Source organism: Streptomyces sp. NPDC058751 (assembly GCF_042746485.1).
Taxonomy (GTDB): domain Bacteria; phylum Actinomycetota; class Actinomycetes; order Streptomycetales; family Streptomycetaceae; genus Streptomyces.
Map to the genome: position 1 here is coordinate 81,618 of NZ_JBHYPZ010000003.1, position 26,066 is coordinate 107,683.

Sequence of the window (26,066 nt, forward strand, 5' to 3'; positions counted from 1 at the left end):
TGAACGCGTTCAAAACCGCCCCGCCCGGGGCACCGGTGACTCAGGCGCCGCTCTCCCGCAGCATGTCCTCGCGCTCGACGAGCTTCACGCGCTCGCGGCCCTGCGGCTCACCCAGCGCCTTCTCCGCGGCGTCGAGCTTGTACCAGCCCTCCCACGTGGTGAAACGGACCTCGCGCTCGCCGAGGAAGGCGTCGACGGCCTCCGGCTCGGGCGAAGCGGGCGTGAGCAGACGGCCGTTGGCGTGGTCGTCGAGCAGGCTCGCGACCGTCTCGTTGGCGTCGCCCTTGGTGTGACCGATCAGACCGATGGGACCGCGCCGGATCCAGCCGGTGACGTAGGTGGACGCGAGGTGCTCGCCCGAGTCCTCCATCACCCGGCCGGCCACGTCCGGCACCGTGCCCGACTCGACGTCCCAGGGCAGCTTGGGCAGGCTGTCGGAGAGGTAGCCGACGGCACGGTAGACCGCGCCGAGGTCCCAGTCCTTGAACTCGCCGGTGCCCTTGACGTTCCCGGTGCCGTCGAGGGCGGTGCGCTCGGTGCGCAGGCCGACGACCTCGCCGTTCTCGCCGAGGATCTCGGTGGGCGACTCGAAGAAGTGCAGGAACAGCTTGTGCGGGCGGTCGCCGGTGTCGCGGATCGCCCAGTTCTCCAGGGTCTTGGCGACCATGTCGGCCTGCTTGTTGCCGCGCCGGGTGGCGATCGAGCCCTCGTCGTAGTCGATGTCCTCGGGGTCGACGATGACCTCGATGTTCGGCGAGTGGTCCAGCTCGCGCAGCTCCATCGGGCTGAACTTCGCCTGCGCCGGACCGCGGCGGCCGAAGACGTGGACCTCCAGGGCCTTGTTGGCCTTGAGCCCGTCGTACACGTTCGGCGGGATCTCGGTGGGCAGCAGCTCGTCCGCGGTCTTGGCGAGGATGCGGGCCACGTCCAGCGCGACGTTGCCGACGCCGAGGACGGCGACCTTCTCGGCCTCCAGCGGCCAGGTGCGCGGGACGTCCGGGTGGCCGTCGTACCAGGAGACGAAGTCCGCCGCGCCGTACGAGCCGTCGAGGTCGATGCCGGGGATGTCGAGAGCCCGGTCGGCCGTCGCGCCCGTGGAGAAGATCACCGCGTCGTAGAAGGCGCGCAGATCGTCCAGGCTGATGTCGCGCGGGTAGTCGACGTTGCCGAAGAGGCGGACCTGCGGCTTGTCGAGCACCTGGTGCAGGGCGGTGATGATGCCCTTGATCCGGGGATGGTCGGGGGCGACGCCGTAGCGGATGAGGCCGAACGGGGCCGGCATCCGCTCGAAGAGGTCGATGGACACACCGGGATCGGCGGCCACTGCGGATTTCAGCAGCGCGTCGGCGGCGTAGATTCCGGCGGGACCGGCTCCGACAATGGCTACCCGCAGAGGGCGAGGCATGATCAGGTTCCCTTCGAGCAGGGGCGGGGGACTCGACGGGAAGCCTAAACTGAGGCAAACCTAAGTCGGTAGGCGGGTCCAGACTATGACCTCATAAGGCTGACTTATGGGTGTTGAAGGACTGCTTTATGGGTGGTGTGCGGCCGGCACCGCGGGACGCCAACTGCCGCGCCCGGCACCGGGAGCCGGGACCGGCCCGGACATCGCGTCCCCTACCGCCCGGCCTGCCCGGACGGCGTGGGAACGGCCCCGGTCCGGGCGGCGGACGGCCTCGCCGCCTCGGGCGCCGACGTCCGCGCGGCCGACGGGACCCGGGTGGGGATCGCGGCGGTCGTCCGGGCCGTGGGCACGGTACCGGGAGCCGGCGTCCGGTGTGAAGATCCGCTCCCGCCGGGACGGGGGGTGACGCGCCCGGGCGAGACGGACGGAGTGGGCTCGGGCGACGGGCTGCCCGCGGACGGCGGTGCCAGCGGGACCACGGGGGACACGGGCGCCTCGGGCGCGGACGACCGGAGCGGCAGCACGACGAGAGCCCCGAGGGCACAGGCCGCCGCGGCCCCGGCCGCGGCACGCAGCAGCCGGCGGCGGGCCGCGCCCCGGCGGATCGCCTCGTAACGGCCGGGCGGCGGCGAGAGGTACGCGGACGGGGGCCGCATGATGACGGCGAGCGGGTCGTCGGGGTCGAGGTCCGGACCCTCGTCAGAGTGTGTGATCAAGGCTTCTCCTCAGGTGGGCGCGGAGCATTTCGCGGGCCGCGTGGAGATCGGCCTTGATCGTTCCTTCCTTGCGCCCGGTCAGCGCGGCCACCTCCCGGATCGGCATGTCAGCGTAGTAGTGCAGCAGGATCGGGACGCGCAGCCGTTCGGGCAGCGACTGCACAAGCAGGCGTACGGACGGATCGGCCTGCTCGTTCGGCGGGCCGACGGCCACCTCGGCGGTGGCCCGGTGCACGGCCCGGCGCTCCCGCTCCAGCTTGCGCCAGTGGTCCCGGACGAGGTTGGCCGCCGTGACGTAGAGGAATCCCCGCGGCTCGGCCACCGCGGTCCAGCGGGACCAGAGCCGGGTGAACGCCTCCGAGGCGATCTCGTGGGCCGTCCCGTCGTCGTCGACGAGACGGCGGCACCAGCCGGCGAGGCGCGGATAGAGGGCGGCGAACAGCTCGGACGCCGCCTTCTCGCGGGACCCTTTCAACATTCTCCATGGTCGTGACGGTGCCGGGAGCGGACGGATCCCGGGCCGCGGAGGTACGGTCCGTCGGCCCGGGATCCCGGCCGGCCTGGGGTCAGGGGTTCGCGGACGTCAGCGCCGCGAACACGATCACGTTGTCGCGGTAGCCGCTTCCGGAGCGGGGACCCCCGCAGGTGATGAGCCGCAGCTCCGGGCGGTCCACGTCGCCGTAGACGGCGTCCGCGGGGAAGTCGGCCCTGGCGACCGTACGGACCTCGGTGACGGCGAACACCGCCGCCCCTCCGTTCTCCAGGCGCACGACGATCCGGTCGCCGTGGCGCAGGCGCGCGAGGTGCCGGAAGACGCCGTCACCGTACGGGCCGACGGTGACGTGACCGAGGATCACGGACGGACCCTTCTGGCCCGGCGTCGGCGAGTGGCGGTACCAGCCGGCCCGGTCGTGTGCCGTGACCGGGGGCACCTGCGCGCCGCCGTCCGGGGCCAGTCCGAGCCGCATCAGCGGGGTGTCGACCCCGATGGCCGGTATCCGCAGCCCGACGGGCACCGAACGCGCCATCGCACGCGCCGGCTCCGCGGCGGACCGCGAGGCCGTGGACGTGCCGCCGGGCCGCGCGGCCGCGTGTGTGCCGTCGGGCCGCGGGTCCGCGGACGAGGTGGCCGGACGGCCGCCGCAGCCCACGAGCAGCGCGGCCGCCGCCGTGGTGACGAACGCGCGCCTGGAGAGGGACGTCATGCCCCGGTCGCCCGCCGGCGGCGTACGACGAGGACGCCCGCGCCCACGGCGAACACGGCGGCGGCGCTCCCGCCGACGAGTCCGGCCACCGGGTCCGAGGACGGCGTCGCGGCCGGTGCCACACCGGTGTCGGGCGCTCCGGCCGGCCGGACGGAGACCTGCCGCGAGGCCGGTGCCCGCGTCGGCGCGGCGCTGGGAACGGCGGAGGGCGCCCGGGTCGCGGCGGGGCTCGCGGGGGCCGGGGCCGTGGTGGGGCTCGCCGGGGCCGGGGCCGCGGTGGCGCCCGGGCGGGTCGAGGGGCGCGGGGAGGTCCCGTCGGCGAACGCGGGCACCGTGCCCACCAGCACGGCGGTGCACGCGAGTGCCGTGGCACTGAAGACGGTTCGGCGCATGGATCGCTCTCTTTCGTCGGTCCGCCCGCCGGTGGGAACGGCGGGCCGGTTACGGATCGAGCGGAGAGACGAGCGGGCGGCGGACGGGGTTGTAAAGAGCAGGCAAAGGCACTGGGGGCGGCTGGCTCCGGGGGCGGGCGGCTCCGGGGGCGGCCGGCTCCCGGCGCGTGCGGGCCGGGAGCCGGCTCACAGGCCGGCTGTCACGTTCCAGCGCTTGGCGAACTCCGCGCGTTCGGCGGAGGTGATGTCACGGGCGATCGCGAGGCGCTCCCGCATGGCCGCGTCCGGGAAGATCAGGGGGTCCTCGGCGAGGGCCGCGGTGTCCTCGTCCTTGGAGGAGGCGAGGACGTCCCGGGCGGCGGGGACCGGGCAGACGTAGTTGACCCAGGCGGCCAGCTCGGCGGCGACCTCGGGCTCGTAGTAGTGGTCGACGAGCTTCTCCGCGTTGGCCTTGTGCCGGGCCAGGTTCGGGATCATCAGCGACTCCGACCACAGTTCGGCGCCCTCCTCGGGGACGACGAAGCGGATGTCGGGGTCGTCGGCCTGGAGCTGGATCACGTCGCCGGAGTAGGCCTGGCAGGCCAAAACGTCCCCGCCGGCGAGGTCCTTGATGTAGTCGTTGCCGGTGAAGCGGCGGATCTGGCCGCGGCGCACCTGCCTCTCGACCAGGTCGCACATCCGGTGGAAGTCGTCGGCCCGCCATTTCGTGACGTCGACGCCGTCGGCCTGCATGAGCAGCGCGAACGCCTCGTCCAGCCCGGAGAGCAGGGTGACCCGGCCCTTGAGGTCGTCGGCCCACAGGTCGGACACGTGCCTGATCTCACGGCCGAGCGCGCGGCGGTTGTACGCGATGCCGGTGATCCCCGACTGCCAGGGCACCGAGGACCTGCGGCCGGGGTCGAAGGCGGGTGACCTCAGCAGCGGGTCGAGGTACCTGGCGACGTTCGGCTGCCGGGAGCGGTCCATCTCCTGGACCCAGCCGAGCCGGACGAAACGGGCGCACATCCAGTCGCTGACGACGATCAGGTCCCGGCCGGTCCGCTGGTGGTTCATCAGCGACGGACCGATCTTGCCGAAGAACTCGTCGTTGTCGTTGATCTCCTCGATGTAGTCGACGGAGATCCCGGTGCGCTTCCCGAAGGCCTCCAGCGTCGGCCGCCGGGTGGTGTCCTCGTCGTCGGTGTCGATGTACAGCGGCCAGTTCGCCCAGGTCAGCCGCTTCTCCGTGGCGGAGAGGTCGGCTCCGGCCCGGTCGCCCGGCGCCACGTACGCCGCCGGTACCCCGCACGCCGCGAGGGCTCCGAGCGCGGCCCCGCCGCCCACTGCGCGCAGCAGGGACCGACGGGACGGGGACGGGGTCTTCCGGTTCACGGGCACGCGCGAAGCATGCCGACCGGGACCCGGTCCGGACAATGGACGCCTCGTCGATCAGCCGCCCGCCGGCCCGACACCCTGTCGATCCGTCTCCGGGCGCTTCGTGGCCTCCGGACGCGTGACCGCCGGCCGTCCGCGGCCCGGCTCCCGGTCCGGCCCGGGCGCGGGCGGTGCGCACGGCGGGAACGCAACCCTCACCGACAGGCCGCCGCGCGGACGGGGCCACGCCTCGACCGTGCCGCCGTGGGCGGTGGCGACGGCCGTGACGATGGACAGGCCGAGCCCCAGTCCCTCACGGGGCCGGCCCTGCCCGTGCGGGCGCGTCCCGGTGTGCGCGCGGGTCCGCTCCGCGCCCAGCCTGCGGAAGGGCTGGAAGAGTCCGGCCACCTGGTCTCGCGGGATCACCGGGCCGGTGTTGTCGATCCGCAGGACCGGGCGCCCCGCCTCCCGTCCGGTCCACAGGCGCACCCAGCTCTCCCCGTCCACGCCGGTGTTGTGCCGTACGGCGTTGTCCGCGAGGTTGACCACCAGCCGCTCGATCAGCTGGGGATCGCCGAGTACGGGCGCGGAGCCGAGGTCGGCCCGTACGTGCGGCCCGCCGTCCTCGGACCCGTCGTCCGGCAGCAGTTCCCGCACCGTGTCGGCGAGGTCGACGAACTCCCTTCGCCGGAGCCCGCTCTGGCTGCGTGCGAGGGTCAACAGGGCGTCGATGAGACGCTCCTGCTCCTGTCCGGCGGCGCGGACGCGCAGGCACGCGGCCCGCAGGCTCTCCACCGACGCCCCGGGATCGGCGAGCGCGACGTCCACGATCGCCTGCTGGAGCGTGAGGGGGGTGCGCAGTTCGTGCGAGGCGTTGGCGACGAACCGCTTCTGCGCCTCGAACGCGCCCTCCAGCCGCCCCAGTACGTCGTCGAAGGTGTCCGCCATCGCCTTGAGTTCGTCCTCGGGACCCGGCACGGCCAGCCGCTGGCGGAGGTTGTCCGCGGAGATGCGCCGGGCGGCGGCGGTCATCGTGCGCAGCGGGGCGAGGACGCGCCCGGCCATGATCCAGCCCAGGGCCACGGAGGCGAGGGTCATGACGGCGAGCGCGATGCCCGCCTCGACGAGCAACTGGTGCAGCTGGTCGGCGCGCAGGGCTTCGGCGTACGTCGTGAGCGTCGGCGGATCCGGGTTGGCGAAGCCCTGTTCGGCGGGCAGCCCGGGGGCGAAGGACGAGGTGACCGACTTGGACGGCTGGGACCGTGACGCCAGGAGGTAGGTGAAGCCGAGCAGGGCCGCCCCCGCCGCCATGAACAGCGCGCTGTAGAGCAGGGTCAGGCGCCAGCGGATGCTGCGCGGGGCCAGCCGTCGGACACCCGCGAGGACCGGCCCCCACCGGGCACCGGGCTTCCGCCCCCGGAGGCCGCCCGGGGCCTCCCGCCCCCGGAGGTCTCCCGGGGCCCGTCGCTCGCGGACAGCCCGCGGGGTTCGCCACCGGTACCGGCCGTCCGGGTCCCGCCGCTCCCGGACGGTCCGCCGGAACCGTCGCAGGGGGTGGCCGTGCCGTGCGGGACGGGACGGCGTGTCGTCCGGGGCCGTGCGGTTCGCGCCCGCCGCTGCGTCCGTCATGCGATGCGGTACCCCGCCCGGTCCACCGTCGCGATCAGCGGCGGCTCCCCCAGTTTGCGGCGCAGCCGACTCACCGTGACCTTCACGGTCTGGCTGAAGGGGTCGGCCGCCTCGTCCCAGGCCCGTTCGAGGAGTTCCTCGGTGGAGACCACGGCGCCCTGCGCGGCCAGCAGGAGTTCGAGCACGGCGAACTCCTTGGGGCTCAGGGCGAGTCCCGAACCGGCGCGGGTCGCCTGCCGCCGCGCCGGGTCGAGCCGCAGTTCCCCGCGGACCAGGACGGGGGGCAGGGCGGGCTGCGCGCGTCGCGCCAGGGCCCGTATCCGCGCGACGAGTTCGGCGAACGCGAACGGCTTGGGCAGATAGTCGTCGGCACCGAGACCGAGTCCCGTGACCCGGTCGGCCACCGTGCCGGACGCGGTCAGCATCAGCACCCTCGCCCGGCTGCCGCCCGCCGCCAGCGTCCGGCACACCTGGTCGCCGTGGACCCCTGGCAGGTCGCGGTCGAGCACGACGACGTCGTACCCGTTGACGGTGGCGCGCTCCAGCGCGGTGGGCCCGTCCAGCGCGAGATCGACCGCCATGCCCTCGCGGCGCAGCCCGGCGGCCACGGTCTCGGCAAGCTCTTCGTGGTCCTCGACCACCAGCACACGCATGACGGTCAGTGTGGCGGCCCGACGGTTGCACGGGGATAAGCGCTTCCTGTGGGAGGACGCTCCCCGGTCCGGGTGCGCCCGCCGGCCCCGGACCCCCGGGCCGGGCGTCGGGTCCGCCTTGTCGTCCCGCGATAAGGACGGTCGTTCCCGTGCCGTAACCGCCCCCGGGATTGGCTGGAGCGCAGCACGGCACCACGGCACCCCGCCGCGACGGCCGGCCACGGCACGTGGCGGCACGACGGGGTGCCGGCGTGCTCCATCGCATCCGAACCGGCGGCACCGCCGCCCGCCCCATGGAGGAAGCCCATGCGCGCACCGGACACTCGGCCACGACGACTCGCCCTGGCCTGCGCCCTGATCTCGGCCGCCGCCCTCGGGACCGTCAGCGCCTCGACGGCTTCGGCCTCCTCGGCCGCCTCGGAGTCCGGCAGGACCACCGTGACCGACACGGCCACGGGGACCTCCGAGTCGCCCCGGATCACCCAGCACAACGGGACCGGCAAGCCGCCCAAGGGTTCCCTGCCGGCCGGCGGAGCCGTGCCGGCCATCGGGTACCGGCCCACCTCGCACGCCCCCGGTGACGTGAACACCGCCAACGACGCGTTCGCGGCCTGCATGCGTGACCACGGTCAGAAGTACTTCCCGGTGTTCCACGCCTCGAAGGACAAGCGGGGCCGCGTCCAGTTCGACGTGCGGATGAAGGCCGGACCCGGGTTCGACCCGACGTCCAAGAGCTACCGGAACGCGCAGAAGGCGTGCGCGCCGATCCTGAAGAAGGCCGGCATCACCTTCTCGACGGGCTCCGGGCTGCCTCCGATGACCTTGCCCGGCAAGCCCGGCAAGGGGTCCGGGGGGAGCTCGGCCGGCGGCTCCGGCGAACTGCCCGGTTTCCACACGGAGAAGGGTGAGCCGGGCACGCCCGGCCGGCCCACGCTCTCCCGGGTGACCGAGAGCGCCTGATCCGGCGCGAAGGGGGAGACGCGTGGCCCCGGACGGGAGTCGATCCCGTCCGGGGCCACGTGGTTCACACGGCCGGGGCGCGGCCGTCGGTGCTCAGCCGTCCAGCGACGTCATCACGTGCTTGATGCGCGTGTAGTCCTCGAAGCCGTAGCCCGACAGGTCCTTGCCGTAGCCGGACTTCTTGAAGCCGCCGTGCGGCATCTCGGCGACGAGCGGGATGTGGGTGTTGATCCACACGCAGCCGAAGTCGAGGGACCTGGACAGGCGCATCGCGCGGCCGTGGTCCTTCGTCCAGACCGAGGAGGCCAGCGCGTAGTCGACGCCGTTGGCCCACTCGACGGCCTGGGCCTCGTCCGAAAAGGACTGGACGGTGATGACCGGGCCGAAGACCTCGTTCTGGATGATCTCGTCGTCCTGCTTGAGGCCGGAGACGACGGTCGGGGCGTAGAAGTAGCCCTTGTCGCCGACCTGCTGGCCGCCCGCCTCGACCTTGGCGTGCGCGGGCAGGCGCTCGATGAACCCGGCGACCTGCTTGAGCTGGTTGGGGTTGTTCAGCGGGCCGTAGAGCACGTCCTCGTCGTCCGGCTGTCCGGTCCTGGTCTCGGCGGCGGCCTTGGCGAGCGCGGCGACGAACTCGTCGTGGATGGACGCCTGGACGAGGACGCGGGTGGCGGCCGTGCAGTCCTGGCCCGCGTTGAAGAAGCCCGCGACCGAGATGTCCTCGACGGCCTTGGCGATGTCGGTGTCCTCGAACACGACGACCGGCGCCTTGCCGCCCAGCTCCAGGTGGACGCGCTTGACGTCCTTGGAGGCGGACTCGGCGACGGAGATGCCCGCACGGACGGAGCCGGTGATGGACGCCATCGCCGGGGTCGGGTGCTCGACCATGGCGCGGCCCGTGTCGCGGTCGCCGCAGACGACGTTGAAGACGCCCTTGGGCAGGATGCCGCCGAGGATGTCGGCGATCAGGACGGTGGAGGCCGGGGTGGTGTCCGACGGCTTCAGGACGACCGTGTTGCCCGCCGCGAGGGCCGGGGCGAACTTCCACACCGCCATCATCATCGGGTAGTTCCACGGCGCGACCTGGGCGCAGACGCCGACGGGCTCGCGGCGGACGATCGAGGTCATGCCCTCCATGTACTCGCCGGCCGAGCGGCCCTCCAGCATGCGGGCCGCCCCCGCGAAGAAGCGGATCTGGTCGATCATCGGCGGGATTTCCTCGGACCGGGTCAGACCGATCGGCTTGCCGGTGTTCTCCACCTCGGCCGCGATCAGTTCCTCGGCCCGCTCCTCGAACGCGTCCGCGATCTTCAGGAGGGCCCTCTGGCGCTCGGCGGGGGTCTTGTCCCGCCACGCCGGGAAGGCCGCGGCGGCGGCCGCCATCGCGGCGTCCACGTCCGCCTGGCCGGAGAGCGGCGCGGTCGCGTACGCCTCGCCGGTCGCGGGGTTGACCACCTCCGTGGTCCGTCCATCGGCGGCATCGCGGAACTCTCCGTCGATGTAATTGCGCAGACGACGCAGCTCGGTGCTCACTGCCCGGCCCTCCTGTTCGGATGTCCAACGGCCCAGGTGTCCACTACCTGAGATGCCTTGCCCCACCCTAATCCGTGGCTCCACGTTTTCAACACCCCCGAACGGCCCAGGGCTGCGAAATCCGCAAGACACGTAGCCGTAAACAACGAATTTCATCGCTGAATCCTTGCGGAACTGTCGATACGTCGTGCACAGTGGGGTCGTGGCCAGTCGAAGCGCGGAACCCAGGGACTCCCGCGAGTCCAGGAACGGCAGTCCCCAGTTGGACACCGTCTCCCTCGCCATCATCGAGCAGCTCCAGCAGGACGGACGCCGCCCGTACGCCGCGATCGGCAAGGCCGTGGGCCTCTCCGAGGCCGCCGTGCGCCAGCGGGTCCAGAAGCTGCTCGACCAGGGCGTCATGCAGATCGTCGCCGTCACGGACCCGCTCACCGTGGGCTTCCGCAGACAGGCGATGGTCGGCATCACCGTCGAGGGCGACCTCGACCCGGTGGCCGAGGCACTGGCCGCCATGCCGGAGGTCGAGTACGTGGTGATGACCGCGGGCTCGTTCGACGTCCTCGCCGAGATCGTCTGCGAGGACGACGACCACCTGCTGGACGTCATCAACAAACGCATCCGCGCCCTGCCCGGGGTGCGCTCCACCGAGAGCTTCGTCTACCTGAAGCTCAAGAAGCAGACCTACATGTGGGGAACCCGATAGCCGTGAGCACCAAGGACCTCAGCAAGACCGCGTACGACCACCTGTGGATGCACTTCACCCGCATGTCCTCGTACGAGAACGCGCCCGTTCCCACCATCGTCCGTGGTGAGGGCACCTACATCTACGACGACAAGGGCAGGCGCTACCTCGACGGTCTCGCGGGCCTGTTCGTGGTCCAGGCCGGGCACGGCCGCCAGGAGCTGGCCGAGGTGGCCGCCAAGCAGGCCGCCGAGCTGGCCTTCTTCCCCGTGTGGTCCTACGCCCACCCCAAGGCCGTCGAGCTGGCCGAGCGCCTCGCCCACCACGCGCCCGGCGACCTGAACAAGGTCTTCTTCACCACCGGCGGCGGCGAGGCCGTCGAGACCGCGTGGAAGCTGGCCAAGCAGTACTTCAAGCTCAAGGGCAAGCACACCAAGTACAAGGTCATCTCGCGCGCGGTCGCCTACCACGGCACCCCGCAGGGCGCCCTGTCCATCACCGGCCTGCCGGCCCTCAAGGCCCCGTTCGAGCCGCTGGTCCCGGGTGCCCACAAGGTCCCGAACACCAACATCTACCGCGCCCCGATCCACGGCGACGACCCCGAGGCCTTCGGCCGCTGGGCCGCCGACCAGATCGAGCAGCAGATCCTCTTCGAGGGCCCCGACACCGTCGCCGCAGTCTTCCTGGAGCCCGTGCAGAACGCCGGCGGCTGCTTCCCGCCGCCGCCCGGCTACTTCCAGCGCGTGCGCGAGATCTGCGACCAGTACGACGTGCTGCTCGTCTCGGACGAGGTCATCTGCGCCTTCGGCCGCCTCGGCACCACCTTCGCCTGCGACAAGTTCGGCTACGTCCCGGACATGATCACCTGCGCCAAGGGCATGACCTCGGGCTACTCCCCGATCGGCGCGTGCATCGTCTCCGACCGCGTCGCCGAGCCGTTCTACAAGGGCGACAACACCTTCCTGCACGGCTACACCTTCGGCGGCCACCCGGTCTCCGCGGCCGTGGGCCTCGCCAACCTCGACCTGTTCGAGCGCGAGGGCCTCAACCAGCACGTGCTGGACAACGAGGGCAACTTCCTCAAGACCCTCCAGAAGCTGCACGACCTGCCGATCGTCGGCGACGTCCGCGGCAACGGCTTCTTCTACGGCATCGAGCTGGTGAAGGACAAGGCGACCAAGGAGTCCTTCAACGCCGAGGAGACCGAGCGCGTCCTGTACGGCTTCCTGTCGAAGGCGCTGTTCGAGAACGGCCTGTACTGCCGTGCCGACGACCGCGGCGACCCGGTCATCCAGCTCGCCCCGCCGCTGATCTCCGACCAGGGGACCTTCGACGAGATCGAGCAGATCCTGCGCGCGACGCTGACGGAGGCGTGGACCAAGCTCTGATCCGCACCCCCTCGGTCCCCGTCCGCGAGCCCGGCCCGTCGCTTTCCCCACGGCGGGTCCCGGGCTTCCGGCCGACCGATCGACACCGGCCCCGGTGGCGCCCGTTCGAGTGAGAATGGGCGGCCCGGGGCCGCGTGCTGTCCGGCCGCCGGGCCCCGACTCCCTAGCCTGCCCTGTGACCGATAGGCCCTGCCTTCGTTCCCCCGTCCGGGGGAACGAGCGAACTCGAAGAGCTCGCCGGGCACGGCACATCAGCTCGGAACGAGGTGTACGCGATGGTGGCCCCGCCTGACAACGACGTGCTCTGGGCGCGCGCCCTGCACGTCAAGCACAACGGCTCGCCCGCGCTCAGCGGTGTCTCGCTCGGCATCCGCGAGGGCGAGATCCTCGCCGTCTGCGGCCCGCGCGGCAGCGGCAAGACGACCCTCCTGCGGTGCCTGTCCGGCCAGCTCCTGCCCCAGCAGGGCGAGGTCTGGTTCAACAGCTCGCCCGTGCACACCATGCGCCTCCTCGCCCGCGAGCGGCTGCGCCGGGACCGGTTCGGCTGGATCGACCCGGCCCCGGCGCTGATTCCCGAGCTGAACGCCTGGGAGAACACCGCCCTCCCGCTGATGCTGCGCGGCTGGACCCGCCGGGCCGCCAAGACCGCCGCCCTGGAATGGCTGGAGCGCCTGGACATCGGCCACAGCGCCCGCAAACGCCCGCACGCCCTGCTCCAGGCCGAGCGGCAGCGCGTGGCCGTCGCCCGCGCCCTCGCCCCCACCCCCACCGTGCTGTTCGCCGACGAGCCGACGGCACCGCTGCACCGCGCCGACCAGACCCCGGTGCTGCGCACGCTCGCCTCGGCGGCCCGCTCGCACGGCATCACCGTCGTCCTCGCCACCCACGACCCGGACACCGCGGCCCTCGCCGACCGCACGGTGTCGCTGCTCGACGGCCGGCGCGTGAACACCGTCCACCTGCCCCCGGTCGCCGAGGCGGAAGGCCGGGCCGCGTGCTCGCTCTCCGTCTAGCCCGCGGGGGCCACCCCCTCGTCCAGCTCCGCCGGCTCCTGGTCGCCGCCGCCTCCGCGGGCACCGGGTTCCTGCTGCTGTGCACGCTGGGTTACGCGATGAGCCACCCGGACGCCTCGGCCGCCGGCGCGCTGCGCCTGGCCTGGTGCGTCGCCCCCCTCGCCGCCACGGTCTACTTCGCCGTCGCGGTCGCCCGCACCGACCCCGCCACCCGGCCCCGGCCCGGCCTGTCGGCCATCGGCCTCGGTCCGGGCCGCCTGATGGCGATCTCCGCCGCCACCACCGCCCTGTCCACGCTCCTCGGCTCGCTGCTCGCCCTGCTCCTCTTCCTCCATCTGCGCGGCGATCTGACCGGCGTCCCGTTCGGCGGCGCGGCGGCGGACTTCCTCGCCTCCGGCCAGTCCCTGCCGCTGCCCGCGGCCCTCACGCTGCTCGTCCTGGTGCCGGCCGCGGCCTCCGGCGCTGCCGCCCTGTCCCTGCGCCCCCGGGGCGGCGGACCGGTGCGCGCCGCGTGGCCGTACGGCATCACCTGGATGTCGGCGCGGCAGAACGCGGTCGCGAACGCTCCGCGGCCCGCCGTCCGCCGCGGCGGACGGGCCACGGACGGCGCTCCCGGCACACCCGCGGCGTTCACCGCGCCCTCCACCCCGGACCGAGAGCCCCCGGCCGGCACTGCCGGGGGTCTCACCGTGACCGGCACCGGCGACGGGTTCCGGGACGCGTCCGCCGTCGGCGGCGCCCTGCCCGCACCCGACCCGCGAGCGCCCGGAGCGGACGGCGCCGACGGTCCCGACTTCCACTGGACCGCCGAGGCGTACGCCTCCGGGGAACCGGGGAGGCGGACCGCGCAGGACCGTCCGGCCCCCGCCCACGACACGCCCTCCCCGTACGGGCGCGCGGACCTGCCGTACGTGGACACGGGCGCGGACGCGGCGTACCCGGCCGCGCGTCCCGGGTACGAGGGTGCCGCCGCGCCCGGGGCGCGCCCGGACCCGCGCCGGGCCGCCGCGGCCGGCTCCGACGGGCTGCCGCCCGCGCAGGACTGCCCGAGCGGGCTCCCCTGGGGCGCCGCCGCCCTGGCGGCCGGGCTGGCCGTGGAGACGTACGCGAGCCGTTCGGGACCCGCGCCCGCGCTCGCGCTGCCCGGCGGATTCGTCGGCGGTCCGGCCGGGGTGCTGCTCGGCTGGGTGCTGACGGCGGTGGGGCTGGCCCTCGCCGGACCCGCGATCACGTATCTGTGCGGATGGCTGCTCCAGGCCGTACGTCCGGGCACGCTGCGGCTGCTGGCCGGGCGGGTGCTCCAGGGCGAGGCGCGGCGCGTCGGACAGCCGCTGGGGGTGGTGTGCGCGGTGGCGTCGGGCGGGTTCGCCATGACGACGCTGTACACCGGCGCCCGGCCCGCCTTCGGTCCGCTGACCACCCTCGGCGCCCTGCTGGTCGCCGGGTGCACGCTGCTGACGCTGGCGACCGCCGCCGTCGAGGCGAGGCAGGCGCGGGCCGACACCACGGCGGCGCTGCTGCGGCTGGGGGCGCCCGCCGGGATGCTCCGCGTCGCGGCGGTCCTGCGGGCCGGAGCGCTGTTCGCCGTGTTCGTCCCGCTGACCTGGGCGGTCGCCGAGCTGGCCGCGCTTCCCCTGATCGACTGAGCGGTCCGTGGGCCGGCCGGGCGGACCGCCCGCGGACCTCCCGGCGTGAATCTCCGGAAAAAGATCCGTGCCGGGCGATGACTTCCGCGCGGCCCCCCGGTCTACCCCTGCGAACAGCACAACACCGACGGGAGAACCTCGCATGTACCAGCAGATGATCTTCGTGAACCTGCCCGTGTCCGACGTCGCCGCCTCGAAGAAGTTCTTCACGGAGCTCGGCTACACGATCAACCCCCAGTTCTCCGACGACAACTGCGCCTGCGTGGTGATCAGCGACACGATCATCACGATGCTGCTCGGCAGGCAGCGCTACGCGGACTTCACCGACAAGGAGATCGCGGACGCGACGAGGACCAGCGAGGTGCTGCTGTGTCTGAGCGCCGAGAGCCGCGAGAAGGTCGACGAGCTGGTCGACGCCGCCATCGCGGCGGGCGGCTCGGCGTCCGGCAAGACGCAGGACCAGGGCTTCATGTACGGGCGCGCCTTCGACGACCTGGACGGCCACACCTGGGAGGTCATGTGGATGGACCCGGCGGCGGTCCAGGGCTGACCCTCCCGTCCCTCGGTGTCCGGGGCCGGCGCGCGGTACGGGGGTCCGCGCGCCGGCCCCGGCCCGTTCGCCCGGGAGCCCGCGGGCGGCCCGCCCACCGGGTTCCGTTTCCGGGCCGCCGATCTGACGGACCGTACGCGCCGGACGGAGCGGTTTCCCGCCCGGGAACCGCCCGCGTCGCCGGTCCGGGGACGGGCGACGGAGGCACGGACCGCCCTCGCCGAGGGGGCCGATGACGCTCTGCAGGCGTTCAAACACCTGGGAGGTTAACAACTCGGCAAAGCCAATGGCGGGGTGGTGCCTACGGATTGACATCCCTTAGGCCGCGCTTATAAACCTGTGAAACTCCTGGGGGCGCTGTTGCTGGAACGATTTGCAGCAAATCCCCCAACACCCCCCGCAGTTGCGCAACCTGTGAAGGGCAATCGTGTCCATATCTCGACGCACCGCACGTTCCGTGCGAATCCTCGGCGTTGCCTCCGCCTCTGCCGCGCTCGCGCTCGGCGTCGCCGGCAACGCACTCGCCTGCAGCATCAAGGACTTCTCGGCTGCCGCCACTTGTGACGGCAACGGGAAGGGCATCATCACCGTGACCGACACGGACCCCTCCGGCAAGGAGGCCCTCGTCACGGTCTTCCTGGAGGAGAAGGGCGCCGACGTCCGGCAGGTCGGCACCGAGCAGAAGCTCGTCGGCACCAAGGACGGTGCCACCGTCTCCTTCTCGGAGGACTGGGTCCCCGGCGCCCAGTACCGGGTGCACATCGATGTTCCCAGCGTTGAGAAGGTCCGGAACAAGGACCTCCCGATCCTGACGACGAAGGGCCCGGCCTGCACCGCGTCGGAGTCCGAGTCGCCGGCCCCCTCGGCCAGCCCGAAGCCGTCGGAGTCCGCCCCCGCGGACGCCTCCTCGGACACCCCCGAGGACGCGACGGGCCCGTCCGAACCGGAGACCAGCGCCGCTCCGGCCACCCCGGGCGACAACCAGCCGTCCGCGGCCGCCGGTGAGTCCAACCTCGCCGAGACCGGTGCGAACTCCAACACCCCGATGATCGCGGGCATCGCCGGCGCGTTCGTCCTCGTCGGTGGCGGAGCGGTCTACTTCGGCATGCGCCGCCGCGGCGCCTCGAAGGCGAGCTGACCCGCGTCCTGAACGACCGTGTGGCCCGCCCCCGTCGAGGGGGCGGGCCACACGTCCGTCCGGACACCCCGCCCGGCCCTCGCGCCGTGCCGGTCCTTCGCGGGGATCACGCCCCGAGGACGACGACCTCGGCCGCGTCGAACTCCACCCCGACCACGTCCCCGGGCTCCGGCGCGTCCCGCAGCGCGCACGCCGCCTCCAGCCCCGGCGCCCCCTCCGGCTGAAGCCGTACGGCCACGTGCGTGCCCCGGAAGGTGCGTGCGGCGACCGTGCAGCGCAGCCCGTCCGCCGCGGCCACGAGCCGTACGCCGGCGGGCCGCACGAGGAGCGTTCCGGGTCCCCGGGCGGCGCCGTCGGGCACCGGGACCCTGCCCCAGGGGGTGTCGGCGGCGCTCGCGCCCACCGTCGCCCCGACCACGTTGTCGAAGCCGAGGAAGCGGGCCACGAAGGCGTCCGCGGGACGCTGCCAGACCTCCAGCGGCGTACCGGACTGGGCGATCCGCCCCTCGCGCATCACCACGACCCGGTCGGCGAGCGCGAAGGCCTCCCCCTGGTCGTGCGTGACGGCGAGCACGGTCGTGCCCAAGGCGCCGAAGAGCTCGCGGAGTTCGACGACGAGCCGTTCGCGCAGCGAGCGGTCGAGCTGGCCGAGCGGTTCGTCGAGCATCAGCAGCCGGGGGCTGGGCGCCAGGGCCCGGGCCAGCGCCACGCGCTGCTGCTCACCGCCGGAGAGCGAGGCGACGGCGCGGTCACGGGCTCCGGGCAGACCGACGAGGTCGAGCAACTCCCCCACCCGTGCGGCCTGTCCGCTCTTCGACGTGCCGTGCATCCGCAGCCCGAAGGCCACGTTGCCGCCGACGTCCCGCTGCGGGAACAGCTGGTGGTCCTGGAACATCAGGCCGACGCCCCGCTTGTGCGCGGGAACGCTCGCCTGGTCCCGTCCGTCCAGCACGACCCGGCCCGCGTCCAGCGGCTGGAGTCCGGCCACCGTCCGCAGCAGGGTGGACTTTCCGCTGCCGCTCGGTCCGAGCACGCAGACGATCTCGTGTTCGGCGACGTCGAGGTCGACGGCGTCGAGCACGGCCCGCCCGCCGAAGCGTACGGTCGCGCCCTCAAGGCTCAGCAGCATCTAGAACTCTCCGGTCCGGTCGGTCCGCACCCGCTCCAACAGCAGCAGCGACACCGCGCACACCACCATCAGGATGGTCGAAAGGGCCATCGCCTGGCCGTAGTTGAGCTCCCCCGCGCGTCCGAGCAGCCGGGCCACGGCGACCGGCAGCGTCGGGTTGTCGGGCCGGGCGATGAAGACGGTCGCCCCGAACTCCCCGAGGGAGACGGCGAAGGCGAAGCCTGCCGCGATCAGCAGGGCCCGCCGCACCATCGGCAGGTCGACCTCGCGCCACACCCGCCACGGGGAGGCCCCGAGGACGGCCGCGGCCTCCCGCAGCCGCCCGTCCACCGCGCGTAGCACGGGCAGCATGGTCCGTACGACGAAGGGGACGCCGACCAGCGCCTGCGCCAGCGGCACCAGGATCCAGCTCGCGCGCAGGTCGAGCGGCGGCTCGTCCAGGGCGATCAGGAACCCGAAGCCCACGGTCACCGCGGAGACGCCGAGCGGCAGCATCAGCAGCGCGTCGAAGCCGCGCATCAGCCGGCCGGCCCGCCGGGTGAGGGCGGCGGCGGCCAGGCCGCCGATCAGCACGGCGATGGCGGTGGCGGCGAGCGCGTACTCCAGGGAGTTGCCGACGGCCTCGATCGGGGCGACGAGGAAGACACCGCTGTCGCCGTCGGCCAGGGCCCGGTAGTAGCCGAGTCCCGGGGCGTCGAGGGACCGCTGGACGAGGACCGCGAGCGGCAGCACGAGCAGGACCGCGATGCTCACCAGCACACCGGCGAGGAGCGACCACTGTCCGGCGCCGCGCGGTCGGCGCGCGGTGGTTTCCGGGGCCACCAGACGCAGGGTGGTCTCCCGTCGGCGTACGGTCGCCGCGTGCACGGCGAGGATCGCGCCGACGGCCGTGAACTGGACGATCGTGAGCACCGCCGCCGTCGTGAGGTCGAAGATCTCGGAGGTCTGCCGGTAGATCTCGACCTCCAGGGTCGAGAAGGTGGGGCCGCCGAGGATCTGCACCGCGCCGAACGAGGTGAAGGTGAAGAGGAAGACCATGAGGGCGGCGGCGGCCACGGCGGGCCCGAGCGCGGGCAGCGTCACCCTGCGCCAGGCCGCGGGGCGCGAGGCCCCGAGCATGCGCGCGGCCTCCTCCTGGCGCGGGTCGAGCTGCGACCAGAGACCGCCGACGGTCCGTACGACGACGGCGTAGTTGAAGAAGACGTGCGCGAGCAGGATCGCCCACACGGTGGTGTCCAGGCGCAGGCCCCACAGCTCGTCGAGCAGCCCGCCCCGGCCGACCAGCGCGAGGAACGCCGTGCCGACGACCACGGTCGGCAGCACGAAGGGCACCGTCATCACGGCCCGCAGGATCTGTTTGCCCCGGAAGTCGAAGCGGGCGAAGACGTACGCGCCGGGGAGCGCGACCAGCAGCGTGAGCGCCGTCGAGGCGAGCGCCTGCCAGGTGGTGAACCACAGCACGTGCCGGATGTCGGACCTGGTCGCGACCTCCCAGATCCGGCCGAGCTGCCAGCCGCCGTCCCCGTGGAGCCCGCGCGAGACGATCGCGGCGACGGGCCAGGCGAAGAACACCGCGAAGAACGCGACGGGCAGCGCCATCAGGGCGAACCGCGCCGCGTTCCGCCCGCGGGGCCGGTGCGGAGCCCGGCCGGCGCGCTCGCGCCCGCCGGGTCCGCCGGTCCTCTCCGGCCCGCCGGCCTTCACCGGCCCTTCGGCTACTTCAGTACGAGCGAGGTCCACGACTTGACCCACTGATCACGGTCGGCGGCGATCTTCGCGGGCGCCAGGGTCTCGGGATCCTCGGCCTGCGGACCGTACTGCGTGAACTCGGCCGGCACCCGCGCGCCCTCGCGCACCGGGTAGACGAACATGTTGAGCGGCATGTCCTCCTGGAACTCCTCGGTGAGCAGGAAGTCCAGGAAGGCCTTGCCGCCCTTGGCGTTCCCGGCGTTGCTGAGCAGACCCGCGTACTCCACCTGCCGGAAGCAGGTGCCGTCCGCGACGCCGGTCGGGGCCGTCGTCGGCTTCGGGTCGCCGTAGATGACCTCGGCGGGCGGCGAGGAGGCGTACGAGACGACGAGCGGCCTGTCGGCCTTGGCCTTCTTGCCGCCCGCGGACCCCGAGAACTCCTCGTTGTACGCCTGCTCCCAGCCGTCGACGACCTTGACCCCGTTGGCCTTGAGCTTCTTCCAGTAGCCCTGCCAGTTCTCGTCGCCGTAGTGCGCGGCGGACCCGAGCAGGAAGCCGAGGCCGGGCGAGGAGGTGGCGGCGTTCTCGGTGACGAGGAGGTTCTTGTAGGCGGGCTTGACCAGGTCGTCGAAGGACTTCGGCGGCGCGATCTTGTGCTTGCTGAACCAGGCCTTGTCGTAGTTGACGCAGATGTCGCCCGTGTCGACGGGCGTGACCCGGTGCTTGTCCTGGTCGGCCCGGTACTCCGGCAGGACCTGGTCGGCGCCCTTGGCCTCGTACGGCTGGAAGAGACCGTTGTCGAGCGCGCGGGAGAGCAGGGTGTTGTCGACGCCGAAGAAGACGTCGCCCTGGGGGTTGTCCTTGGTCAGGACGGCCTTGTTCACGGCCTGCCCGGCGTCGCCGTCCTTGAGGACGCGGACCTTGTAGCCGGACCGCTTCTCGAAGTCCGCGAGCACGTTCTTCGACACGAGCCACGAGTCGTGGCTGACGAGCGTGACCGTCTTCGGGTCGCCGGAGCCGGCGGTGTCGGACGAGCCGCACGCGGACAGCGCGGGCAGCGCGACGAGACCGAGCCCGACGGCCGTGACCGCGAGTCGTCTGCCCCTGCTGGTGGTGGTGATCACTGATTCCTCCTGGGTGACCAGGAAGAGACGCGGCCCTGCCCGGGACCTCTGACGGTTCCCGGGCAGGGCGCAACAGCTTGAGTGGCGACCGAACTTCCTACCCAGAATGACCTGGGCAAGGTTCAGAGGGTCTGCGGTCTGTCCCGCACTCTCAGCGCTGTGGCGCTCCCCTGTCGGAATATGAAGATGTCGGACGGTGAGTGCCGGCCCGTGACAACGCCGGACTGCGGCGGTGACGGGACGGACCGGCTCGCTTCAGACTACCGCTCGGTCGCGGCGAGCTGACCACACGCTCCGTCGATCTCCTGGCCCCGGGTGTCCCGGACGGTGACCGTGACGCCGTGGGCCGCGATCGCCTCGACGAACGCCTTCTCGTCCTCGGGCCGCGACGCGGTCCACTTCGAGCCCGGGGTCGGGTTCAGCGGGATGAGGTTGACGTGCACGGGCTTGCCCTTGAGCATCCGCCCGAGCCGGTCACCACGCCACGCCTGGTCGTTGATGTCGCGGATCAGCGCGTACTCGATGGACAGACGCCGCCCGGACCTGTCCGCGTACCCCCAGCCGGCGTCCAGCACCTCGCGCACCTTCCACCGCGTGTTCACGGGGACGAGGGTGTCGCGCAGCTCGTCGTCCGGGGCGTGCAGGGAGATCGCGAGCCGGCACTTGAAGCCCTCGTCCGCGAACCGGTTGATGGCGGGGACCAGCCCGACCGTCGACACCGTGATCCCGCGCTGGGAGAGGCCGAGGCCGTCCGGCTCGGGGTCGGTCAGGGCCCGGATCGCTCCGACCACCCGCTTGTAGTTGGCGAGCGGCTCGCCCATCCCCATGAAGACGATGTTGCTGAGCCGCGCCGGACCACCGGGGATCTCGCCGTCACGCAGCGCCCGCATGCCGTCGACGATCTGGTGCACGATCTCGCCGGTCGACAGGTTCCGGTCGAGGCCGGCCTGTCCGGTGGCGCAGAACGGGCAGTTCATCCCGCAGCCCGCCTGCGAGCTGATGCACATGGTCACCCGGTCCGGGTAGCGCATCAGCACGGACTCGACGAGCGTGCCGTCGAAGAGCCGCCACAGGGTCTTGCGGGTGGTGTCCTGGTCGGTCGACAGGTGCCGTACGACCGTCATCAGCTCGGGAAGCAGCGCCTCCTGGAGCTTGCCGCGCGAGGCGGCCGGGATGTCCGTCCACTCGGCGGGGTCGTGCGCGTACCGGGCGAAGTAGTGCTGCGAGAGCTGCTTGGCGCGGAACGGCTTCTCACCGATCGCGGCGACCGCCTCCTTGCGCTCGGCGGGCGTGAGATCGGCGAGGTGCCGCGGCGGCTTCTTGGCTCCGCGCGGCGCGACAAAGGTGAGTTCTCCGGGTGCAGGCATAACACCTTCAGTGTGGCAGATCATCTGCGGGTCCCCAGGCCAGAGCGGGGTTGGGGCGGTCACCCCTGAGCGGTCTCTGTCAGCTTCTGTCGACCTCGCACGGCCCAGGGACGGCCCAGGAATGATCTTGGACGGGACCCCTGACCAGCCACGAACGAGGGCAGGGAAGAGTCAGGGACGGACGCGGGGCATCAACACCCACGACCGCCCCCGATTCACTGACGATCAACGACTGATCGGAATCTCGTAGACGATCTCGCAGTGAGCAACGGGAACCACGATGTCCGCCGTCTCGACGGGCCGTCCGTCGTCGCTGTAGTACGTCCGCCGGATGTGCGTGACCAGCGCGGCCTTCTGGATGCCGAGCAGCGACGCCTCCTCGGCGGTCGCCGTCCGCGGTTCCGGCTGCTCCACGGCGTGGCTGACGGTGACCCCGATCGCGGCCATGCGGTTCACGACACCGGCTCCGGCATGCGGGCCTCCCTCGGGGAGGATGACAAGAGAGCCTGCGGTGAGGTCGTACGGCTCCCAGCTCGTCGACAGCTGCACCGGCCTGCCGTCGGCCAGGAACTCATACGTCGTCCGGACACACAGCTCACCCTCGCCGATTCCGAGCCGCGCAGCGATGTCGGCGGGCGCCGGCACCTTGGCGTCGGTCCGGCTCTCCCAGTCCCCCGCCCTGCCGATGTCCCGCATGTCGGCCCGGAACGGCGACCCGTCGCGCCGCTCCCGCGCCGCCGACCGCACCACTCGCACCCGCTGCCGGGGTTCGGCGACGTACGTACCCGACCCGGCGCGCCCCTCCAGCAACCCCTGGGAGATCAGCAACTCCTGCGCCCGGCGCACCACGTTCTCGCCCACGCCGCACTCCTGGCCGATCTGGGCGCGAGAGGGCAGACGGTCACCCGGCTCCCATACGTGCTCCGCGATCCGGCGCCGGAGTTCGTCGGCGATGCGGAGGTAGGGCGGCTGCTCAGGCATATGGAAAATCTAGTCCACTAGCCCTAATCTAGTTAACTAGCTTCACTGAAAGTGATCGCCGGTGACGGAGGCTGCCCTGTGCCCGCTTCGGAAGTTAGCGCGGCGGCCATCGCCGCACGGCTGTCCGCCCTCGGGCTTCCCACGCGAGTGGAGGAACACCACCGTCACACGTCGGTCGAAGCGGAGGTGCCGGACGGGCTCTCCGCGGAGTCATGGCGGGAGGTCCTGGACGTGGTGGCCGAGGCCGATCGGTTCGGACTCCTCGCCCCCAGCTTGAACGGCCGCACCCTCTGGGCGGTCGTACGCAGAACGGTCCCCACGACGGGCGATGTCGGGGGACCGAGCTATCAGCGATAGGAGCTGAACAGCGTGCTCAACCGTATCCGCCGAGCCGTCGCCCTCACCAGAGCGCGGCACTCGTCGCACTCGTCCAAGGGCAGGCACCGCCGCGGCTTAACGGCCGTCCACCCGTCGACCGCTTCCGCTTTCTCGGCGTCCGCTGACGCGATGACGGTCATCCTGAATCGGGCCTCCACCGACGAGGACCACCGTCACTCGCTCGCGACCGATGACGTCGCACTCGTCCGCCCGTACTTGCTGGCCTGGGAGAAGCGCGTCCGGACGCGCCCGGTGGTCGTGGCTCCCCATCTGCCGATCCATGCATGGCCGGCCCTCGCGGGGATCCACTGATGCCCTCGATGTCCTCAAGGCCGTCTCGCCGACACCTCCGCATCGCGGACGCCCCGGCCGCTCCCTACCGCTCGACCGCCTGCCGCATCGGCACACACCCCGCCTGCACGGATCCCTCCCTGGCCTCGACCCCGACCGACCTTCCCCTGATCTACGAAGCGTGCGACTGCCCGTGCCACCCAACAGCCGACCGAACCCCTCCCCCGGAGGCGGAGCGATGAGCACATGGGCTCCCGGCGGTGCGTTGGTCGGCAATGTCGAGGTCACCGCGGCCACCGTGCAGCGCGGCGACGTCATCCAACTCGGTGGTCGGGCCTGCCGGGTGAGAGACCTCTTCCAGCTCCCCCAGGGGGCCAAGCAACTGGTCTTCGAGTCGGGCGAGCTGCTGACCATCCACGCACGCACCCGGCTCCTCGCCGTGCGGTCGCTGAGAAGGAGGTGACCTGGTCCGTGCCCTCTCGCCATCACGACATCGCCGACGACCTCCGTCGCCAGATCACGACCGGCCTCATCAAGCCTGGTGAACGTCTTCCGTCCGAAACCGACTTGGCCGACCGGTACAAGGTCAGCACCCTGACTCTGCGCACCGCCCTCGCCGCACTCCAAGGGGAAGGCCTCGTCGAGAAGATCCATGGCAAGGGCAACTTCGTCCGCCGCCCCCTTCGCAAGATCACGTACGTCGGCGGCTGGGGAACCCTGGACCCGTGGACCGCTGCCGAAGCCGCCCTGCGCGTCACTGTTCGCACCACCACGGTCCAAGCGCACGGACATCTCACGGCCTTGCTCAACGTGCCCATGGGCAGTCCCGTCGCCGAGTTCTCGTGCCTCAGCTTCGAAGAAGCGTCACCGCACGGACTGGCCCGCATCTACATCCCGCGCGACTTGGTGCCGGCCGGAATGCTCGACGACGAATCCGTACACGGGGAAGAGATCAAGAGATTCGCCGTTCTGGGTCCTGCGCCGGCCGCTGTCCGGGAGACGGTATGCGCCCGTCCAGCGACACCGGACGAAGCATCGGCCCTTCGGATCGGCTCCACCGTGCCGGTCCTCGCCATCACGCGCACCGCGACCGACTCCACTGGACGTGTTGTCGAGGCCGCGCTGCTGGCCTTCCCGGGTGACCGCATCGACGCGGTCTTCACCACCCACCACGTGATCGACGAGAGGCAGACGCAAGGATGACCGCACAAGACGAACTGCGACTCCTCCCATGGTTAGGCCCCGGCGGAAACCCCTGCTACCTGAGCACCGACGACCGGGACGGCTTCATGTCCCGCCTGGCGGACAACATCGAGGCGGTCCAACTCGGCACGGCCGCCGAACTGCTGGAGCGAGCCTCCGAAACACTCGACGACCAGGATGCAGCCCCGGAAGAAAAGCAACGGCTGGCGAAGGAACTGACCTGGGCCCTCCGAGACGTCCTCCGCGTCGCAATCAGCCGCGGTCAACTGCTGGCAGTGAAGGAACCACACGGCATCTAAAGACGCGCCCGCGCAACGACGCCTGCCGATAACACTTCTCCCTTCTACACGGGGAGGGGAGCCCGAAGACCACCCCGGGCTCCCCTCCCCGTCGCGCTGTGTTGACCCGGTGCAGACACATCGCACACCGAGACAGAGACGAACCCTTTTGCACCCGCCTGAACCTCAGCCGCCGAAAGTCAGCCACGACGGCGGGCGCGCCTGGCAACCAGGGGCGCGTGGCCTCGCTGCACCCCCACCAGGCTCAGCCACGTCATCACCCGTCGACCAGCGCATGCCTCGACGGCCGATCCGGAACGACGGCGCCTAATCCATCGGCTTGGGAAACTGAGGAGGCCGAGGCTTACTGGGGGCTGGCCTGGGGCGGAAGGACCTTACGGGCGTCGAGCGGCCCGGAACCGACTGCGCACCCCAGCATGATCCACAGAAGTTTCCAGCGGCACATGCCCAACACGGGTGTGCCGCCGGCCAGCATTCCCTTGCACGCGACGCATATCAAGGCCCCAGCCTGGGAGTACAGCTGCAGCACCAAGGATGCCGCGTCAGTTCGGTTGCTCACCCTGTTTGACATCGGCTTCACCGTTCAGCCGCTTCACCAGGTCTAGAACGAGGTCTGCGTCCTCCTCTGACAAGGCGTTGAGGTACGGGGCAAAGTGACGCTCCCGCTCCGAGCGGAGGTTGGGATACCGGGAGACACCATAGAACTCACGGGCAATCATCCCTGCAACCTGCTCTTCCGTCGCACCGAAGAGCCTCGCGATCCCCGGGATATCCTTCGGCGGCGGCGGATTGTACAGGTCAGTGTGCTCAAGCTGTACATGACGCCACCAAGATGCACTGCGTGTGCCACCAGATTGATCACACATCTGTTCGTATGTGATGTACTTGAAAAGATGCTGCACACGGCTCGTGAATGGGGTCTCAGTCATGGCTGCACCATACGGGTCCGGCAAGGCCTGACCTGCCTCAACAAAGTGATCACCTTCATCGCTGCGCATGTGCCCTTAGTTTGGGAAACTAAGGGCATCTACGGCTTGCTCCGGGGGCTGACCTGCGACTGAGTGGTGTCGGCGCCTGCTGCGAGGTCGGCCGGGTCCCCAATGTTCCCCGTGGCTTCCCACGCGATCTGGCACGGGTCTGGCACGACCTCTTCGTCCCGAACTCTCGGCTGGGCAGCCAATGAAGTTCATCGGGCTGGTCAATCAGCCGTAGACGGCCGCTGAGAGTCAGCTGCGGTTGATGGGGTTGCTGTACTTCTCTGCTGTATAGCTTTGGCGGCCCGGCGCGCGACGGCGAGGTTGTTACGGCTGGTAAGGGTGTCGGGGTGGGTGTCGCCCAGGAC

The 26,066-nt window shown here is 71.7% G+C and carries 27 protein-coding genes and 1 riboswitch; of the genes, 12 read left to right on the top strand and 15 right to left on the bottom strand.

Translation table 11 applies throughout. From position 1 onward, the window contains the following. Positions 1-40: 40 nt before the first annotated feature. From ACFW6B_RS04065 to ACFW6B_RS04100, 8 genes are all read right to left on the bottom strand, one after another. On the bottom strand, positions 41-1,405 hold the full coding sequence (locus tag ACFW6B_RS04065) for an FAD-dependent oxidoreductase (RefSeq protein ID WP_386591780.1): 1,365 nt from the start codon (positions 1,403-1,405) through the stop codon (positions 41-43). A 212-nt stretch (positions 1,406-1,617) separates the two neighbouring features. After that, the gene (locus tag ACFW6B_RS04070; RefSeq protein ID WP_386591781.1) at positions 1,618-2,121 is read right to left on the bottom strand and encodes a hypothetical protein; all 504 of its coding nucleotides are present in this window, start codon (positions 2,119-2,121) and stop codon (positions 1,618-1,620) included. Continuing rightward, positions 2,105-2,596 (bottom strand): RNA polymerase sigma factor, encoded by a 492-nt coding sequence (locus ACFW6B_RS04075; RefSeq protein WP_386592175.1) that lies wholly within the window; start codon positions 2,594-2,596, stop codon positions 2,105-2,107. The genes ACFW6B_RS04070 and ACFW6B_RS04075 overlap by 17 nt, the downstream gene beginning before the upstream one ends. A 91-nt stretch (positions 2,597-2,687) precedes the next feature. Further along, positions 2,688-3,326 carry a class F sortase gene (locus ACFW6B_RS04080; protein WP_386591782.1) on the bottom strand — a complete coding sequence of 213 codons (639 nt, stop codon included), beginning with the start codon at positions 3,324-3,326 and terminating at the stop codon, positions 2,688-2,690. Continuing rightward, positions 3,323-3,718: a sortase-dependent protein gene (locus ACFW6B_RS04085; RefSeq protein ID WP_386591783.1), complete on the bottom strand. Its 396-nt coding sequence runs from the start codon at positions 3,716-3,718 to the stop codon at positions 3,323-3,325. Before ACFW6B_RS04085 ends, ACFW6B_RS04080 begins: the two co-directional genes overlap by 4 nt. 186 nt (positions 3,719-3,904) lie before the next feature. Beyond that, a complete protein-coding gene (locus ACFW6B_RS04090) occupies positions 3,905-5,095 on the bottom strand; it encodes a PotD/PotF family extracellular solute-binding protein (RefSeq protein WP_386591784.1) in 1,191 nt (396 codons plus the stop codon). A gap of 51 nt (positions 5,096-5,146) precedes the next feature. Then, complete coding sequence (locus tag ACFW6B_RS04095) at positions 5,147-6,700, bottom strand: sensor histidine kinase (RefSeq protein WP_386591785.1); 1,554 nt, start codon at positions 6,698-6,700, stop codon at positions 5,147-5,149. Further along, entirely contained in the window at positions 6,697-7,353 is a 657-nt protein-coding gene (locus ACFW6B_RS04100) for a response regulator transcription factor (RefSeq protein ID WP_386591786.1), read from the bottom strand. The genes ACFW6B_RS04095 and ACFW6B_RS04100 overlap by 4 nt, the downstream gene beginning before the upstream one ends. Positions 7,354-7,659: 306 nt before the next feature. Here ACFW6B_RS04100 and ACFW6B_RS04105 point away from each other — a divergent pair, with 306 nt between their 5' ends. Further along, positions 7,660-8,313: a hypothetical protein gene (locus tag ACFW6B_RS04105; RefSeq protein ID WP_386591787.1), complete on the top strand. Its 654-nt coding sequence runs from the start codon at positions 7,660-7,662 to the stop codon at positions 8,311-8,313. A 93-nt stretch (positions 8,314-8,406) separates the two neighbouring features. Here the strand turns inward: ACFW6B_RS04105 and ACFW6B_RS04110 are convergent, their stop codons facing one another. Next, positions 8,407-9,846, bottom strand: coding sequence for a gamma-aminobutyraldehyde dehydrogenase (locus ACFW6B_RS04110; protein ID WP_386591788.1), 1,440 nt, complete (start codon positions 9,844-9,846; stop codon positions 8,407-8,409). Between the two features lie 187 nt (positions 9,847-10,033). On the opposite strand from ACFW6B_RS04110, the gene ACFW6B_RS04115 reads away from it, so the two are divergent. The 6 genes from ACFW6B_RS04115 (at position 10,034) to ACFW6B_RS04140 (ending at position 16,263) form a co-directional block, all read left to right on the top strand. Beyond that, positions 10,034-10,549: an Lrp/AsnC family transcriptional regulator gene (locus ACFW6B_RS04115; protein ID WP_386591789.1), complete on the top strand. Its 516-nt coding sequence runs from the start codon at positions 10,034-10,036 to the stop codon at positions 10,547-10,549. A gap of 2 nt (positions 10,550-10,551) precedes the next feature. Beyond that, the gene (locus tag ACFW6B_RS04120; RefSeq protein WP_386591790.1) at positions 10,552-11,916 is read left to right on the top strand and encodes an aspartate aminotransferase family protein; all 1,365 of its coding nucleotides are present in this window, start codon (positions 10,552-10,554) and stop codon (positions 11,914-11,916) included. Between the two features lie 275 nt (positions 11,917-12,191). Continuing rightward, on the top strand, positions 12,192-12,929 hold the full coding sequence (locus tag ACFW6B_RS04125) for an ABC transporter ATP-binding protein (protein ID WP_386591791.1): 738 nt from the start codon (positions 12,192-12,194) through the stop codon (positions 12,927-12,929). Continuing rightward, complete coding sequence (locus ACFW6B_RS04130; RefSeq protein ID WP_386591792.1) at positions 12,911-14,575, top strand: hypothetical protein; 1,665 nt, start codon at positions 12,911-12,913, stop codon at positions 14,573-14,575. Before ACFW6B_RS04125 ends, ACFW6B_RS04130 begins: the two co-directional genes overlap by 19 nt. Positions 14,576-14,717: 142 nt before the next feature. Further along, positions 14,718-15,125, top strand: a complete 408-nt coding sequence (locus ACFW6B_RS04135; RefSeq protein WP_386591794.1) for a VOC family protein — start codon at positions 14,718-14,720, stop codon at positions 15,123-15,125. A 457-nt stretch (positions 15,126-15,582) separates the two neighbouring features. Then, entirely contained in the window at positions 15,583-16,263 is a 681-nt protein-coding gene (locus tag ACFW6B_RS04140) for an LAETG motif-containing sortase-dependent surface protein (RefSeq protein ID WP_386591795.1), read from the top strand. A 106-nt stretch (positions 16,264-16,369) separates the two neighbouring features. Here ACFW6B_RS04140 and ACFW6B_RS04145 read toward each other — a convergent pair whose 3' ends face one another. The 5 genes from ACFW6B_RS04145 to ACFW6B_RS04165 form a co-directional block, all read right to left on the bottom strand. Beyond that, a complete protein-coding gene (locus ACFW6B_RS04145; RefSeq protein ID WP_386591796.1) occupies positions 16,370-17,392 on the bottom strand; it encodes an ABC transporter ATP-binding protein in 1,023 nt (340 codons plus the stop codon). Continuing rightward, on the bottom strand, positions 17,393-19,132 hold the full coding sequence (locus ACFW6B_RS04150) for an ABC transporter permease (protein WP_386591797.1): 1,740 nt from the start codon (positions 19,130-19,132) through the stop codon (positions 17,393-17,395). After that, a complete protein-coding gene (locus ACFW6B_RS04155) occupies positions 19,108-20,205 on the bottom strand; it encodes a thiamine ABC transporter substrate binding subunit (protein WP_386591798.1) in 1,098 nt (365 codons plus the stop codon). Before ACFW6B_RS04155 ends, ACFW6B_RS04150 begins: the two co-directional genes overlap by 25 nt. A 76-nt stretch (positions 20,206-20,281) precedes the next feature. Next, a riboswitch (TPP riboswitch) is annotated at positions 20,282-20,387 on the bottom strand. A gap of 78 nt (positions 20,388-20,465) precedes the next feature. Further along, complete coding sequence (gene rlmN, locus ACFW6B_RS04160; RefSeq protein WP_386591799.1) at positions 20,466-21,572, bottom strand: 23S rRNA (adenine(2503)-C(2))-methyltransferase RlmN; 1,107 nt, start codon at positions 21,570-21,572, stop codon at positions 20,466-20,468. Between the two features lie 225 nt (positions 21,573-21,797). Next, positions 21,798-22,553 carry a GntR family transcriptional regulator gene (locus ACFW6B_RS04165; protein ID WP_386591800.1) on the bottom strand — a complete coding sequence of 252 codons (756 nt, stop codon included), beginning with the start codon at positions 22,551-22,553 and terminating at the stop codon, positions 21,798-21,800. Between the two features lie 78 nt (positions 22,554-22,631). Here ACFW6B_RS04165 and ACFW6B_RS04170 point away from each other — a divergent pair, with 78 nt between their 5' ends. From ACFW6B_RS04170 to ACFW6B_RS04190, 5 genes are all read left to right on the top strand, one after another. Continuing rightward, positions 22,632-22,910 carry a hypothetical protein gene (locus ACFW6B_RS04170; RefSeq protein WP_386591801.1) on the top strand — a complete coding sequence of 93 codons (279 nt, stop codon included), beginning with the start codon at positions 22,632-22,634 and terminating at the stop codon, positions 22,908-22,910. A gap of 150 nt (positions 22,911-23,060) precedes the next feature. Beyond that, a complete protein-coding gene (locus ACFW6B_RS04175; RefSeq protein WP_386591802.1) occupies positions 23,061-23,243 on the top strand; it encodes a hypothetical protein in 183 nt (60 codons plus the stop codon). A 217-nt stretch (positions 23,244-23,460) separates the two neighbouring features. Next, the gene (locus ACFW6B_RS04180; protein ID WP_386591803.1) at positions 23,461-23,685 is read left to right on the top strand and encodes a hypothetical protein; all 225 of its coding nucleotides are present in this window, start codon (positions 23,461-23,463) and stop codon (positions 23,683-23,685) included. Continuing rightward, positions 23,682-24,425 (top strand): GntR family transcriptional regulator, encoded by a 744-nt coding sequence (locus ACFW6B_RS04185; RefSeq protein WP_386591804.1) that lies wholly within the window; start codon positions 23,682-23,684, stop codon positions 24,423-24,425. The genes ACFW6B_RS04180 and ACFW6B_RS04185 overlap by 4 nt, the downstream gene beginning before the upstream one ends. Beyond that, complete coding sequence (locus ACFW6B_RS04190) at positions 24,422-24,724, top strand: hypothetical protein (protein ID WP_386591805.1); 303 nt, start codon at positions 24,422-24,424, stop codon at positions 24,722-24,724. The genes ACFW6B_RS04185 and ACFW6B_RS04190 overlap by 4 nt, the downstream gene beginning before the upstream one ends. A 542-nt stretch (positions 24,725-25,266) precedes the next feature. Here the strand turns inward: ACFW6B_RS04190 and ACFW6B_RS04195 are convergent. Then, positions 25,267-25,722 carry a hypothetical protein gene (locus ACFW6B_RS04195; RefSeq protein ID WP_386591806.1) on the bottom strand — a complete coding sequence of 152 codons (456 nt, stop codon included), beginning with the start codon at positions 25,720-25,722 and terminating at the stop codon, positions 25,267-25,269. Positions 25,723-26,066 lie beyond the last annotated feature (344 nt).